The sequence below is a fragment of the Escherichia sp. KS167_9B genome (assembly GCF_030295215.1).
Classification (GTDB): Bacteria; Pseudomonadota; Gammaproteobacteria; order Enterobacterales; family Enterobacteriaceae; genus Escherichia; species Escherichia coli_F.
The window spans coordinates 1,291,843-1,306,787 of sequence record NZ_AP025754.1 but is presented as its reverse complement, the minus strand read 5'-3'; the positions used below and the strand labels follow the sequence as shown (position 1 = coordinate 1,306,787).

Genomic DNA, 14,945 nt, shown 5'->3' with positions numbered 1-14,945 from the left:
AGAGTGTTTTATCTGTGAACTCAGGCTGCCAGATCATCGTTTCTGATGGAAGCATAATAAGCTTTTTCTGCTTCTGCCGGAGGGATATGACCCAGCCTTCCCAGCAATCGTCGATTGTTATACCAGTCCACCCACGTGAGTGTGGCCAGTTCCACTTCTGCACGGTTTTTCCAGCTCTTACGGTGTATTACCTCCGCTTTGTAAAGACCATTGATGCTCTCCGCCATCGCGTTGTCATACGAGTCACCTGTACTCCCTGTTGATGCCAGCAGTTTTGCTTCTTTTAGTCGCTCCGTATAGGCCAGTGATACATACTGAGAACCTTTATCACTGTGATGGACTGTGCCGGACGGCCGACGGGCCCACAACGCCTGCTCCAGTGCATCCAGCACGAATGTCGTTTCCATAGACGATGAGACTCGCCACCCCACGATACATCCGGCAAACACATCAATGATGAACGCCACATAGACGAAGCCCTGCCATGTGCTGACGTAAGTAAAATCAGCCACCCACAGCTGGTCAGGACGTTCTGCCACGAACTGACGGTTTACGCGGTCGCCTGCGGAAACGGCTTTCCGGCTGACGGTAGTACGGACCTTTTTACCCCGGAGAACACCGGCAAGTCCCATAACCGCCATGAGGCGCGCCACTGTACATCTGGCCACCCTGATACCTTCGCGTAACAACTGGCGCCAGACTTTACGCACACCGTACACCTGATGATTTTCATCGTATACGCGCTGTATCTCTCTCTTCAGCCAGTCATCGCGCTGAGCACGGGCACTGCGTTTATCAGGATGATGTCGCTGTTGCTGACAGTGGTAATACGTTGACGGGGCAATATGCAGCTCACTGCATACCGGTCCGACCCCGTACTGCTCACGCAGCTTATCCAGCAGTGGCATTATTTTTTCCAGAGGCGGTCGAACTCCGCCTTCGCAAAATAAGCGGAAGCCTGGCGAAGGATATCGTTACTGCGGCGCAGTTCACGATTTTCACGTTCCAGCTCTTTCAGACGCTGACGTTCAGCGGTGGTGAGTCCACCATCACCGCCCCCGGTATCCCGCTCATGCTGACGAACCCACACACGCAGAGTCTCTGGTGTACAGCCAATCTTTGGGGCAATGGAACAAATTGCCGCCCATTGTGAGTCATATTCGCCCTGACTTTCCAGAACCATACGGACTGCCCGTTGACGGACCTCGGGGGAAAAACGTGTATTTTTAGTCATCCTGTTTACCTCTTTCTCAGGGAGTTTAGTCTCCAGGATTCCCGGGGCGGTTCACCCGGAAACCCTCAGTATCAGCTGTGAGGTAACGTTCCGGCACGGGACGCTCCGCTTCAATGGCAATGTCAGCGAAAAGCTCCTGACTCTGCTGATACAGGAACTGAAGCGATGATCCCGTTACCTTCCGGGACCAAAATTTGGCTGGTTGCCGGTATCACCGATATGAGAAATGGCTTCAACGGCCTGGCTGCGAAAGTACAAACGGCGCTGAAAGACGATCCCATGTCCGGCCATGTTTTCATTTTCCGGGGCCGCAGCGGCAGTCAGGTTAAACTGCTGTGGTCCACCGGTGACGGACTGTGCCTCCTGACCAAACGGCTGGAGCGTGGGCGCTTCGCCTGGCCGTCAGCCCGTGATGGCAAAGTGTTCCTTACGCAGGCGCAGCTGGCGATGCTGCTGGAAGGTATCGACTGGCGACAGCCTAAGCGGCTGCTGACCTCCCTGACCATGCTGTAAATCTCTTTATCCTGGTTGTCACAGAATAAGCCCGGTAAAATACGGGCTTATGAACGACATCTCTTCTGACGACATCTTCCTGCTGAAACAGCGCCTGGCCGAACAGGAAGCGCTGATCCACGCCCTGCAGGAAAAGCTGAGCAACCGGGAGCGCGAAATAGACCATCTGCAGGCGCAGCTGGATAAACTCCGCCGGATGAACTTCGGCAGTCGTTCCGAAAAAGTCTCCCGCCGTATCGCACAAATGGAAGCCGATCTGAACCGGCTTCAGAAAGAGAGCGATACGCTGACTGGTAGGGTGTATGACCCGGCAGTACAGCGTCCGTTGCGTCAGACCCGCACCCGTAAGCCGTTCCCTGAATCACTACCCCGTGACGAAAAGCGACTGTTGCCTGCGGCGCCGTGCTGCCCGAACTGCGGCGGTTCACTGAGCTATCTGGGCGAGGATACCGCCGAACAGCTGGAGTTGATGCGTAGCGCCTTCCGGGTTATCCGGACGGTACGGGAAAAACATGCCTGTACTCAGTGCGATGCCATCGTGCAGGCACCTGCACCTTCGCGGCCCATCGAGCGGGGTATCGCCGGACCGGGGCTGCTGGCCCGCGTGCTGACCTCGAAGTATGCAGAGCACACCCCGCTGTATCGCCAGTCAGAAATATACGGCCGGCAAGGTGTGGAGCTGAGGCGTTCACTGCTGTCGGGCTGGGTGGATGCATGCTGCCGGCTGCTGTCTCCGCTGGAAGAGGCGCTTCATGGCTATGTCATGACTGACGGCAAACTCCATGCCGATGATACCCCGGTCCAGGTACTGCTGCCGGGTAATAAGAAGACGAAGACCGGGCGGTTGTGGGCGTATGTTCGTGATGACCGCAATGCAGGGTCAGCGTTGGCACCTGCAGTGTGGTTCGCTTACAGCCCGGACAGAAAAGGCATCCATCCGCAGACTCATCTTGCCTGCTTCAGCGGTGTGCTGCAAGCGGATGCGTACGCCGGGTTCAACGAGCTGTATCGCAATGGTGGGATAACGGAAGCTGCCTGCTGGGCTCATGCCCGCCGAAAGATCCACGATGTGCACGTCCGCATCCCGTCAGCACTGACGGAAGAAGCCCTGGAGCAGATCGGTCAGTTGTACGCCATAGAGGCGGATATAAGGGGAATGCCGGCAGAGCAGCGGCTTGCTGAACGTCAGCGAAAAACGAAACCGTTGTTGAAATCCCTGGAAAGCTGGTTGCGTGAAAAGATGAAGACCCTGTCGCGACACTCAGAGTTGGCGAAGGCGTTCGCGTACGCACTTAACCAGTGGCCGGCACTGACGTACTATGCGAACGATGGCTGGGTGGAAATCGACAACAACATCGCTGAAAATGCCCTGCGGGCGGTCAGTCTGGGTCGTAAAAACTTCCTGTTCTTCGGCTCTGATCATGGTGGTGAGCGGGGAGCGCTACTGTACAGCCTGATCGGGACGTGCAAACTGAATGACGTGGATCCAGAAAGCTACCTTCGCCATGTGCTTGGCGTCATAGCAGACTGGCCGGTCAACCGGGTCAGCGAACTGCTTCCGTGGCGCATAGCACTGCCAGCTGAATAACACATCCCCGTCAATACGGCCCTCGCTGTACGCTTACGCGTAATCGGGGCAGACGCTATTACAAAGCTGTTGATGCTAATAACCGAGCCAACAGAATGGCGAAAAGGCCAAAACCGTGCTTACTGGATCAAAATTTACCATTGCGAAAGCTTGTTCTGGAAAAGCTGGAGATGAAATGGTCTCCAGAGCAAATATCAGGATGGTTAAGGCGAACAAAACCACGTCAAAAAACGCTGCGAATATCACCTGAGACAATTTATAAAACGCTGTACTTTCGTAGCCTGATTACCACTATAAAAAGGCTGCTATTGAGTATGTTGCTCAGATGCTCATATCAAATATCGGTAATCTTGAGGAATACACATTTGTTCCCGTACCACCATCCAAATGCCGTACAGATGCCGCTTACGATGACCGTATGACAGAAATTCTGCGAATTGCGCAAACCTACGAACCATGGCTGGATTTCTGGGAACTGGTTGTGCAAAACGTATCAACAATAGCCTCTCATACCGCAACAAACCGGCCCTTACCAGAAGCGATTATGGCAAACTACCAACTGGATGAACAATTACTGGAAGGGTGCAGGCCCTAGATTGTTATTTTTGATGACGTTCTCACTGCCGGTAGTCATTTTAAAGCGATGAAAAGCCTGATACTACAACATATTCCTGAAGCCTGTATACTGGGACTCTTTGTTGCCCGAACAACCCGGGGAGCTCAAATTATTTAAAAAGGGTAAAGTACTCCTTAAAATTAAATCACTGATTCATCGCCGTCAGCTATAATCCTGTACCCCATCGCTTTATAACCCCGCTGACGTTTATCCCACATTCTGAGCAGCACAGGATACGCGGTATCCACAAAATCAATGATCCTGACATCGCTTTTACCGGTATGCTCTCTGTGAAGACGCCCTGCATACTGCTGTAATGTCCCTTTCCATGACACAGGCATGGCAAGAATCAGCGTATCCAGCGGAGGGTGGTCAAATCCCTCACCAATAAGTCTGCCTGTTGACAACAAAATTCGAGGAGAATCGGGAGGAAGAGCATTCAGCCCGGATATCAGCATCGCACGCTTTTTTTTCGATAGTCGACCATGGAGAATAAAGGGAGACAATTTCAGTGAATTCATCACTGATGCTATCTCATCCAGATGATCTGTACGTTCAGTCAGTACCAGAACTTTTCGCCCCTGCCCGAAAGCTTTCATGGCTTCTTCAGCTATCGCCACCGTTCTGTCATGATCCAGAGCAATTTCTCTGAAAATATCCTGGATTCTCGCATCCGATGGTAAATGACCAGATGTAAAACGGGAACGGATCAGTACCTCCAGATTATGTGGGCTTTCCTTCGGGCGGACCGCTGTATGGCGAATGGCACCACAGTACATAAAAATAATGGGATGCAGACCATCCCGTCGGATTGGTGTTGCCGTCAGGCCAAGCAGATATCTGGCATTCGTTTCCTTCAGAATCGCAGAAAATGAAACCGCGCCAATATGATGGCACTCATCCACAATGATTTGCCCATAATTCCTGACCAGAGGTTCAACTTCTCCTTGTCTGGATATGGACTGCACCACCGCAATATCAATATTGCCACAGGGTTTATGTTTACCTCCCCCGATAATACCAATACTGTCACCGGCCTGCAGAAACACCGCGAGACGCTCCTGCCACTGCTTCAGCAATTCAGTCCGGTGTACCAGTATCAGTGTATTCACTTTCCGCTTGGCAATCACTGCCGCTGCGGTAACTGTCTTACCAAAAGCCGTTGGCGCACAAAGCACACCAGTGTCATAACGGAGTAATGCCGAAACGGCCTCTTCCTGCTCCGCTCTGAGGTTTCCCATAAAAACGGCATTACATTCCGTCCCGGCAAATCGTTTATCGATTAATTCTGCAGCAATATTGTTGTCCCTAAGGAAAGATAATACGCTGTCCAGACATCCCCGGGGCAACGCAATGTGTTGCGGGTAATTCTCCGCACAACCTATAACACGGGGCTTATTCCAGACTGACATACGCATTGCCTGAGCCTTATAAAACTCAGGGTTCGGAAATGCTGCCAGCCGAATAAGTCGGTTAATCAGCACCTGAGGTAATTGCGCTTTTTCGAAATAGATCTGGTTTGCCAGCGTGATTTTCAGCGGTTCTGCAATAGAAATATTCAGTCTGTTTCCTGATGATTTTTTCTCTTCCCACGGCGTACCCAGGTCTTCTTCGTTGATAAAATTCACATCCAGAGGATGGATACTCCCTGTAGCCCGTAATATCGTCGGTTCAATATCCTGCACATTCATCGGGGTCACCGATACAAGAAAAGCCCACTGATCAGGATAAGGCTGGAGATTCATATCAACAAAAACGCTTCCCCCCAATTCACGCGGTCTTTTTTGCAGAGGTAACGCTATGAGATTACCAAATCCCCCTTTTGGCATAGTATCCTGATTAGGAAATAATCGGTCATAAGACCCCAATCGCAGCTGTCGGGTCCGACTACACGTATAGCTAATAATAGCAGTCCCCAGACGGCGAGCTTCGCGGGCCGAAACTCGTGAGGCAAAAAATATCCAGACATGCGCCCCCTGACGTGAACGGGATATTTCCAGCGCAGCAGGTACACCCAGCTCATCACAGGATCGCATGAATGCGGGTGCATCCTTCTGCCATTCAGCTTCATCAAAATCAACTGCCAGAAAATAACAGGAATCATCTTCCAGCAACGGATACATCCCGACAGTATGGGTACCGGCCAGATGGTGGTAGATGACGAGATCGGATACAGGAATCAACTGACGGTGAGCGCAGTCCCCACATTTTATCCGGGGTTTACCGCATATTCTCGCCTGCCATTCGTTAGCGCAGGCAGGAGAGTACCCTGATTTGCCGCTGGTTTTACTTTCCCATCTAAGTGCCCATACATCATCACGCCCACGAAACAACCGACGAAATAATGCAACCTTCTCGTCGGTGGATAATACAGAAACGCGCTGCACAGGAGTCTGCGGTTTACGTCGCCATTCAATCCCATGAGCTTCAAGTAATGAGACCAGACGGGCATTTTCTGCCCTCAATGCAGCTAATTCATCACTGTCAGATTTATGAACCATATTCGTTACCTGTATCCGATCCACTGAGGCACCACGGCAGAAATTCGGGTCCCCTACACTGATGACAAAGCGCCCCGCCCTCTTCTGCCTATTAACTCAAGCACCTCCCAACAACTTACAGAAACTTAATTCTAATACCTAATACAGCTGTAATTCAGTTATGTCGTGGTCGGCCCCGGTTACTTTTTTCGGGAAGCCTGCTACGCCTCAGAATAATACCGTGTTCTTTCTGATCCTGTTTGGCCAGATAGCTAAGGGCGTAACGTAAGTCGTCTACCGCAGATTTATCACTATAGTGAATTACGTGATCGATACGCACCGGGTATTTGTCTTTAGCCCTGCACAGGTGAAAATAACCCTCCCCTTCCCTGATCCGCCTCCAGATATCTCCCAGTTGCCTGGATATCCGATAAGATTTGTTGTGACGTTGCCCATCCAGGTAGCCGATAAAATGAATATGAAGTCCCTTGTTTGACGTATATTCCATTACCCAGTAATATCCCGCCAGCATCGTTTGGGTTTCACTAAGTAAGCGGTGCATTTCAATACACATACTGTGCCTACAGGAATGACCAAAACTGGGCGTGTCTTTCCTGTAGGCAAAATCAATTCTGAAAGGTAACAGTTTAGAAAAACGTTGAAACAGACCTTCCATGTGTTCATTCACGTCTTTCAGAATCATGAAGTCCATTTCGTAATTGGGATTAGCATTATACATTTTATAGTCCTTACTTTATAAAAGTTACAGGAAGGTGGAATTACATAAATACTGAGAGTACAGAAACGCCGTACCGCGGCATTAATAAACGAGGTAACCAGCAGCACAGACAACCTGATAAAACTGTTTCGTATTACCTCATTACTCCAAAGAGGTAATATTTCAGAGTACAGTAAGACTCACTTAAACTGAGGACCAGTACGAATTACAATGGTAAAAACACACCTCATAGAATTGAGTTTAAGGAAGTACCATTCAATCACTTACAGGAAGTAATCTGACATTCACAAAAGCCAGTATCGGGTAGCCACAGGCAACACCGCTATTAATACTTCTGTACCATTAAGTAAAAACAGCGACCCAGCTTAAGGCCTCTACAGATATTTAACTTCACCATAAAAATGATGGTATACAGACCATACCCCACACACCATAAGAATATTATTTCATACAGGAAAGATTATATTTTTTCATACCTATAAACTGTAACAGAGCCATAACATACTCTAATAGTGTTCCGGTACGTAACCAGTGTTAAGTGCGTACAAGACAACATAACAGATCACATAACTTCCACTAATAATACTAATTAACCTAAATTATTTATTGAACACGAAAACAATGAAGGCCCCACCTCACCTCAGACTAAAGCCGACAATATCCTGAGCAACACTCTATCCAATAGTAAATAGTGGTTACACCAGTTATATTTACTGACTGACCTGTACCAGAGTTTTCTAATACAACGCTGACATGGTAAAGACATTAGTCTCCTCCGCAAGTAGCAGAGGAGACTATATGTACTCAACGATTAAGTCGTTCAGAGGTCAAAGTTAGGTGCGACACACAACGTTTTTCCCTCAATAACCGGTACAACTCTGTTTTGTTCATACAGTAAATCCAGTAACCAGTTGATTTTATCCTTTTTCCGGAAACGGTTCGGACCACGCTGTAAAATGTCATTTTTTTTCATACAGAGGATCCCCTTCTCAATACAATAGCTTTTTATCCAGTTGAAAAGTTCAAGCTCCTCTGGAATGAGTCGCACAGGTACGGTCAGGGCAGAGTTGTCAAAAGTTAACGGATTAGACAACCGCACATACTCATTACCGTACCATATTGCTAATTCTCTCGCCATTTCTGCAGTGTAAGGGGAAATCTCCCCCTCTTCACCGCTCGAATGGTAAATAAGTCCTGCCAGTCTTGCCATATACTCTGCATTTTTAGCAGCATATTCCCGGCAATGTCTTAAAGGCCCCAATCCCCCCAGCTTCGATTCCACATCATTGTAATAATCCGTCCAGATTCTGGCAGCCTGAGGAGAAAAGTGAAGGCAACGTCGTTCACCACTCATCGCCAGACTTTCATCAATAAGCTCATTGATCCTCTCTTCAAACAAATCCTGATACTGTGATGAATAATTATCTCCGGTTATTATCCTTGTCCCCTGCGTTGATGTTGGTTGACACATCAAAAACCTTGCATGATGTCCTGACGTTTTCACAATTTCTTTTTTTCGCGTACAAAAACCTTTGTGGTAAACATCAGGCTGAATCATCACCGATATCGTCAGTCTTGGCTCCTTCAAATTAATTCCGGGAGATGATTTCCTGTCGATGAAAAGAGAACCTCCATCCCACAAAGTGTTAATAATTCCCAGTTTACTCATGGCCCGGCTGTCAAAAATTACCCCCCCTTCACTGGATACAAGAGCAAAAGAGCGATTGCTATCGGAGTAATATTTTAACATTCCCTCTATCGTTGTCTCATTAAAAATTGTTCGACGTATCTGCGGCGGAACAGGAGGTTTATTCAGATGCGTTTCAAGCTCTGATTCTGTTGCCTTGTAATCTTTACCGGCACGAATCTCTTTATGAAATTTTGATTCCAGCGCTTTTTGTTTTTGCTCCCATATTTCCTTTTCTGTACTGTAATTCTCAACCAGTTTCGCGTATTCATCCGCCAGGGCTTCATCCCTGAGATAAAATGCTTTCATAAACACTTTATCCACGGTCGTTTTCCTTTCACCGGAATCAGCCAGAATCAGAGAGTAAAGATTAACAGGCCCATGTAAATTTCCAGGTCTGCACACGTCAATCTGATTCTGACAGGCAATTGAGATCGCTGTTAATGCGGATGTTGCCACCATAGCCAAAGGTGCCTGTGTATTTTTTTGAGTTTCAATTATTGCATTTCTCACCAGCGGTGGTAGTGCATATATCGGATAAGGATTTTCTGGTGCAAGTAAGCACATAAAAGCCTCTCTTTTCATTAATGGGTTAGTAAAATAGCAGCAAATCCCGCTACAATAGCGAAAATAGCTGCTATTCAGACCTGATGCTCTGAGAAATACAGAGCATTTGTAGATCTGATGTTTAATAAACCGATAAGGTTAATTCAGTGAAGACTGTATTATTCACCACGAAATATCATTCATATTTCTCATTCTTAATACCTCCGGAAATTATTTCACTAATACCTTTCCCCCGGTCTTTTCCCTTTCTCCAGAACCATAGTGTAAATATTAACGGCCCCACGTAAATTTCCGGGACTGCATACGTCAACCTGATTCTGACAGGCAATTGACATCGCTGTTAATACTGACATTGCAACCAGAGTCAGAGGTACTTGTTTATTGTATTGAGCTTTAATTATTGCCTTCCCTATCATTGATGGTCATGCATATACTGAATACGACATATCCGGTTTGATGTAAGGCATAAATGCTTCCTTTTTCGTAATACGTTTCGGTTATAGCAGCAATTACCGCTACAATAGCGACAATAGCTGCTCTTTCAACAATGAATGCTGGAAATTCTGTTTATCAATTAAACTTCTGGCTAAATTGTTCTTATGCTTCTTTTTCCTCCTGAGGTGATCACGTGATGACAAAAACTTATCTGCTCATGGTCATATCTGAAGAAAGCGTATGTCTCACTTCGTCATTAACACCTTTGACTGCTGATCTGGCAGGTACAGTATGTAAAGTAAGCCATTCGTCAATAGCTGATGAACGCCAGCCCACAGAACCACTACCAAGACGTACCGGCCTGGGGAAGGTTGCATCGTAGTATTTCGATAACGGATTCATTTTTTCGTAAATTGTCGAACGAGATATACCTAACAATTGGCTCAGTTCAGGCATCCGTAAGATGCGTGAAGGAGTCCTGCAGTGTCCGGATTGATCTGGCATTTTATCCCCCATAGTGTGGTGAACTGTCGTTACAGTTTGTATTCCCCGGGTAAATTTGTCTGCGTAAAAAAATGGGTTGAGAAAAAAGACAATAAATAATTAAAAATCAATATGATAGAAAACGACAGCATTAGTGTTATTTTACTTTTCCCTTATCGCTGTCGATTCTCATTATCATTCATGGCAAAAAAACAGCAAAAGAGGCCCTGGTAATGACTCCTGTCAGTAGTACATGTGTTTTCGATAAATGAACCAATGGCTTTTCGTGAATTTCCAGGGAGCGTAAAAAGCAAATCGTTTTCCGGGCAGGTCGTTTGATGTGAGTACGAAGTGTCAGATTGTTGCGCTCAATGCGCCGGGTAAATATCTTGCCGACAAGATGCTTATCCTGTGGCATTTCTCTGGTATAACTGCTCCGGTTGTCTCTGGTTATCATGCCTGCGGAGAATGGCTTCAGGAATTCCGGCAACTCACGGCATGTTTCATCAGTGCGAGGACCAAAAGTGTAAGCCAGCACACCGTCAGCTTTGGTCTTATACGCGTACCAGTGCCACTGCTGACGAGCTTTGTTTTCGACAAAACTCCATTGTTCATCAAGTTCACAGATAAGTGCCACATCGACACTGGCGGCTGGAGATATGGTTACTTTACGTGGTGAGCGTTTTTTAAAGTGAGAATGACGGTGTTGATATCCACCTTCAGCGTTCTGGAGCTATCGCGAACCCCGGCTCCGTTATGAACCATTTCAACAATTTGCTCTTTAATGCCTGGTTTTCGGGTTTCGTAGATGTAATTCAGTTGAAATACACGTTTGCAGGATTAGCACTGGAAACGCTCATGATCTGAGGTGCTGTGATCATAACGGTACACTTTATAGGAATTACAGCGGGGAGAATATACTGTAACTGTTGCCATATGGTCTCCAGATACCAATAGAATACAACATTAATCTATCGTCAGAAGGCATCACCGGGGCCTTCTGACATAATCTGTTAATACGTGTACTATTACCCTGTTCAGAAAATATTGATTCAAAAATGAAAACCAGTTAACAGAAAAGCAAAATGATATAATGTTAAAATTTTATATAGTGCAATAAAAGGAGAATGTTATGTATAATTTTATCACTATAATGTATGATGTCTTTTCATGTTTTGGTGTTCTGGCTAAAAACCAGAATAGCCGTGACATCCGAAATATTAAAAATTTTTCCTCACATCAACATTCACTGGGCGACATGTTTGATGAATTAATAAACATTATTGATAAAGAACAAGTATTGAGTAAAGAACAACGAAAAGTTATATTTAGGAGATATGAAGATCTCTATGTTAAGCTAATGCACTATTCTGTTTTTACAGACAAAACACATCAAATAATAAAACAAAAATATTTTAATGACATTGTACCAATGATTCTCGCACTCGACATCAGGAACACATATCGCCCGGATAATGAGATGGCATTTTACTATCATATTCATTCTTTTCTCACTCAGATACCGGATAATGAGGATGATATATATCATGCTGCAAGGACATATCTGCGAAATTACGTTAAGTTATGTTTATCCGGATACACGCCAGCGAATGCGCATTTCAAAGATATCTTTGATGGCGTATATGAATTCATTCGTAATATTCGCAAAAACAGTACACCAGGAAAAACAAAACTTATCGCAACTATCAACACATGCAAAGAAACCTGTAAACATCTGCTTTATTTAAGTAATGAAGACAAGGAAAAAATAATTTCTGACTTAGATAAAGTTCAGGTTGCATGTTATTATCTCACTATATTACTGGCTTTCGAAAGACGAACTTCATTAACAAGCACCCTGGCAACTTTATATAAAATGCTGATAAGCGAAAGAGAAGTTTCAGAATATGAATGCCAGTTATTATATTTAACCAACCCAATAGATGTAATGAATATACTGAACAAATACATATATTACTTTCCTAATGAGAACTCACCATTTTATACACTGAAAATTGACAGTGCATTATCGTGGGATGCCATTGACGCAATACGAGACTATAGTATTTCTGATATTTATCTTTATCCTGAACAAAAAACAATAAATTGTGTCGTTGAGATTGAAAACATTGTCTTTGGCGGTTACATTTATACATTGAACAACGGCGTCACATTACAAAACATAGAAAACTCTTTAAAAGATTCTTCATGCCATTATGTCTTAAATGGCTATACAGAATTTGTTAACTGTTTGAGACAACTTACTTCAGGAAAGACTGAAAGTGTTCATCGCACCATCAATAAACTGAACTATGAGAAATTACCTTTTGGATTTATCATTGCCGCGTTTGCTATACTAAAGATAGCATTTAAAATAAAATTCAGTAAAAATCATGTAAATATCCGAGCATTATTAAATGACATCAATTATTTTATGACTTATCAGGGCGAGTCCATTAACCTTATTTCACTGGATCACGAATACCCAGAGTCCTGTCTTCAAAATGACACAAACACATATTTATTAGGAAGAGTAATATTTCTGTATAACTCAATGATTTATAAGTTCATAAACTGTCAGGAACATGAAACCAATAACATTCACTCAGCTATGATAAATAACCTATTACAGGAAGTTGATATAGCCCTTGGTAAAATAAATGACATTATAGACAGCAGAAACATATCAGCCCCCCATGAACTGGCAAATATTCTTACCCGCGAAAAAATACTTACAACACGGGAAAAAAAAGGAAACCTGATAAGCCTGTTTGATGGATTCACTTTATTCCATTGTGTTGGAATGATAACCTTTCTTATCCATTATCTCAGAACACCTGAAGAAAAAGCTGAAAATATATTTATGTTATATGGTGCAGATAAAAACAATAAACTACGCAGAAGACTGATTTATGACGCACTAGGAATAATTCAGTCTCAGCAGGAGTGAAGAGTTAAACAGGCAAATTATTTTTTATAAAAAGGGGATTGTTAAGTAATCCCCTGTTAATCAAAATACGCTTTCCTGACGATCTGATAATTATCAGCTCAATACATTTGACATAAAAGCGGTTTCTTAATTACTACTGCTACGATCACATATCAAATCATGATCGTACAATATACATTTTCACTATTATTTATTCACAATTTGAGACATCACATAATCCGCCCATGCCTGCATCATCGGTACACGCTGCTCCAGTAGATCAGTACGATGATATGCCGCCTCAACCTTATTTTTCAGCGTATGAGCGAGCGCCCTTTCCGCCAGATCCCGCGAATACCCCTGTTCGCTACACCAGTCCCTGAATGTTGAGCGAAAACCATGTGCCGTGGCAACTCGCCCCGGAATGTCACTGACGGCTTTCTTTTTACGCAGAAAACTTGTCAACACCATATCGGAAAGGATCTGCTGCTTTCTGGGTGAAGGGAACACCAGTTCATCATGCAGGCCACGTATATTTTCCAGAATGTAAATAGCCTGCCGGGATAAAGGAACACGATGCTGTATCCTGGCTTTCATTCTTTCTGCAGGTATAGTCCATACCCGCTTATGAAAATCAATTTCAGCCCAGCGCATTCCCCTGGCTTCGCCCGAGCGAGTTGCTGTAAGTATCACCATTAATAACAGTGCGCGGGTAACATTATAAGGTTCATCGGTATACACACTGGTCGCCACAAAAAGCGGTAACTGCCTCCAGGGCATTGCGGGTTGGTGTTCATCACGTCCTCTTGTCTGCTGAGGAAGCAAATGGTCAACCACATCAACAGGATTTGCTACACAAAAACCGTGCGCCCATCCCCACTGCATAACAACATGAATGCGCTGTTTAACCCGGCTTGCCGTTTCTGACAAGGTTAACCAGACTGGACGCAGTGTTTCTGCCACGTCCGCAGCCGTAATCGAATCCAGCGTTTTTGCTCCCAGTTGAGGAAACGCGTAATTCTCAAGCGTCGATAACCACTGCCTTACATGCTTTGGATTTTCCCATCCAGGAGACAGTTCTGCATGTACACGCCTGGCTGCATCGGCAAATGTTGGGATAGCGACTTTCTCAGATTCAGCCTTTTTAATCTCCAGAGGATCATCACCTGCAGCAAGTTGCTCTCGCATTATCCGGGCAGTACGTGCAGCTTCAGCAATACTGACCTCTGGGTAAGTTCCCAATCCAGCATTACGTCTTTTTTGTGTCACCGGACTTACATAACGAAAAACCCATTTCCCCCGCCCCTTTACTGAAGAAGGATGAAGGGTCAGTCCGGTAATTCCCCCATGGGGCAATGGTTTGTCATCAGGTTTGATATGTCTTGCTTTCGTATCCGTCAATACTGCCATACGCTAATTCCCGTCACTCTGGTATGCCATCCAGTATGCCATTAGTCTCTCGCTTCACTAAGAATACATTAGATAATATCGGACAACAAAAAGTGTAATACATTGTTTATAATGAAATTATATAACACCCCTGGATTAAGTCAGATTTATTTCAGGCGGTCCCCCTCACCGCCATCTTTAAAGAAGAGCTCGTACGAAGGTACGGGCTTTTTTTTCGTATATTGCACACACCGGGGGATGAAAAGCCCCGACCGGGGTTCGACA

General features: G+C 45.3%; 11 protein-coding genes, 2 pseudogenes and 1 other annotated feature. Of the genes and pseudogenes, 5 read left to right on the top strand and 8 right to left on the bottom strand.

Features of this window, described 5'->3' with window-relative positions; genetic code table 11:
- Positions 1–20: 20 nt before the first annotated feature.
- A protein-coding gene (locus QUE34_RS06405) for an IS3 family transposase (protein WP_394295875.1) occupies positions 21–1,234 on the bottom strand; the annotation gives its coding sequence in 2 pieces (ribosomal slippage) (positions 21–946 and positions 946–1,234; 1,215 coding nt in all).
- Positions 837–953: a sequence feature (AL1L pseudoknot), on the bottom strand. Its footprint overlaps the gene before it by 117 nt.
- Positions 1,235–1,399: 165 nt before the next feature.
- Here QUE34_RS06405 and tnpB point away from each other — a divergent pair.
- From tnpB to QUE34_RS06385, 4 genes and pseudogenes are all read left to right on the top strand, one after another.
- Entirely contained in the window at positions 1,400–1,747 is a 348-nt protein-coding gene (gene tnpB / locus QUE34_RS06400; protein WP_000612591.1) for an IS66 family insertion sequence element accessory protein TnpB, read from the top strand.
- Between the two features lie 49 nt (positions 1,748–1,796).
- Positions 1,797–3,335: an IS66-like element ISEc8 family transposase gene (locus QUE34_RS06395; protein WP_000998048.1), complete on the top strand. Its 1,539-nt coding sequence runs from the start codon at positions 1,797–1,799 to the stop codon at positions 3,333–3,335.
- Between the two features lie 38 nt (positions 3,336–3,373).
- Positions 3,374–3,616, top strand: a pseudogene (locus QUE34_RS06390) (IS30 family transposase); the annotation flags it as partial.
- Between the two features lie 137 nt (positions 3,617–3,753).
- A complete protein-coding gene (locus QUE34_RS06385; protein ID WP_000136079.1) occupies positions 3,754–3,930 on the top strand; it encodes a hypothetical protein in 177 nt (58 codons plus the stop codon).
- A gap of 161 nt (positions 3,931–4,091) precedes the next feature.
- Here QUE34_RS06385 and QUE34_RS06380 read toward each other — a convergent pair whose 3' ends face one another.
- The 6 genes and pseudogenes from QUE34_RS06380 to QUE34_RS06355 all read right to left on the bottom strand — a co-directional run bounded on the left by QUE34_RS06380 (position 4,092) and on the right by QUE34_RS06355 (position 11,278).
- Positions 4,092–6,452, bottom strand: coding sequence for a TOTE conflict system archaeo-eukaryotic primase domain-containing protein (locus QUE34_RS06380; RefSeq protein ID WP_047082478.1), 2,361 nt, complete (start codon positions 6,450–6,452; stop codon positions 4,092–4,094).
- 154 nt (positions 6,453–6,606) lie between these two features.
- The gene (locus QUE34_RS06375; protein ID WP_286338943.1) at positions 6,607–7,170 is read right to left on the bottom strand and encodes a YagK/YfjJ domain-containing protein; all 564 of its coding nucleotides are present in this window, start codon (positions 7,168–7,170) and stop codon (positions 6,607–6,609) included.
- Between the two features lie 820 nt (positions 7,171–7,990).
- On the bottom strand, positions 7,991–9,424 hold the full coding sequence (locus QUE34_RS06370; protein WP_000335695.1) for a YfjI family protein: 1,434 nt from the start codon (positions 9,422–9,424) through the stop codon (positions 7,991–7,993).
- Between the two features lie 218 nt (positions 9,425–9,642).
- Positions 9,643–9,759: a hypothetical protein gene (locus QUE34_RS06365; protein ID WP_001451890.1), complete on the bottom strand. Its 117-nt coding sequence runs from the start codon at positions 9,757–9,759 to the stop codon at positions 9,643–9,645.
- A 307-nt stretch (positions 9,760–10,066) separates the two neighbouring features.
- Complete coding sequence (locus QUE34_RS06360) at positions 10,067–10,363, bottom strand: helix-turn-helix transcriptional regulator (RefSeq protein ID WP_001303889.1); 297 nt, start codon at positions 10,361–10,363, stop codon at positions 10,067–10,069.
- Between the two features lie 222 nt (positions 10,364–10,585).
- A pseudogene (locus QUE34_RS06355) lies at positions 10,586–11,278 on the bottom strand (IS1 family transposase).
- Between the two features lie 196 nt (positions 11,279–11,474).
- Between QUE34_RS06355 and QUE34_RS06350 the strand changes: the two are divergent.
- A complete protein-coding gene (locus QUE34_RS06350; protein ID WP_047082477.1) occupies positions 11,475–13,292 on the top strand; it encodes a hypothetical protein in 1,818 nt (605 codons plus the stop codon).
- Positions 13,293–13,478: 186 nt separating this feature from the next.
- Here the strand turns inward: QUE34_RS06350 and QUE34_RS06345 are convergent, their stop codons facing one another.
- Complete coding sequence (locus QUE34_RS06345) at positions 13,479–14,681, bottom strand: tyrosine-type recombinase/integrase (protein WP_000279869.1); 1,203 nt, start codon at positions 14,679–14,681, stop codon at positions 13,479–13,481.
- Between the last annotated feature and the right edge of the window lie 264 nt (positions 14,682–14,945).

Excerpts from the sequence above, each read along its gene's own strand:
- tnpB (WP_000612591.1), top strand. The coding sequence starts at position 1,400 with ATGATCCCGTTACCTTCCGGGACCAAAATTTGGCTGGTTGCCGGTATC.
- QUE34_RS06395 (WP_000998048.1), top strand. The coding sequence starts at position 1,797 with ATGAACGACATCTCTTCTGACGACATCTTCCTGCTGAAACAGCGCCTG.
- QUE34_RS06385 (WP_000136079.1), top strand. The coding sequence starts at position 3,754 with ATGACAGAAATTCTGCGAATTGCGCAAACCTACGAACCATGGCTGGAT.
- QUE34_RS06380 (WP_047082478.1), bottom strand. The coding sequence starts at position 6,452 with ATGGTTCATAAATCTGACAGTGATGAATTAGCTGCATTGAGGGCAGAA.
- QUE34_RS06375 (WP_286338943.1), bottom strand. The coding sequence starts at position 7,170 with ATGTATAATGCTAATCCCAATTACGAAATGGACTTCATGATTCTGAAA.
- QUE34_RS06370 (WP_000335695.1), bottom strand. The coding sequence starts at position 9,424 with ATGTGCTTACTTGCACCAGAAAATCCTTATCCGATATATGCACTACCA.
- QUE34_RS06365 (WP_001451890.1), bottom strand. The coding sequence starts at position 9,759 with ATGTCAATTGCCTGTCAGAATCAGGTTGACGTATGCAGTCCCGGAAAT.
- QUE34_RS06360 (WP_001303889.1), bottom strand. The coding sequence starts at position 10,363 with ATGCCAGATCAATCCGGACACTGCAGGACTCCTTCACGCATCTTACGG.
- QUE34_RS06350 (WP_047082477.1), top strand. The coding sequence starts at position 11,475 with ATGTATAATTTTATCACTATAATGTATGATGTCTTTTCATGTTTTGGT.
- QUE34_RS06345 (WP_000279869.1), bottom strand. The coding sequence starts at position 14,681 with ATGGCAGTATTGACGGATACGAAAGCAAGACATATCAAACCTGATGAC.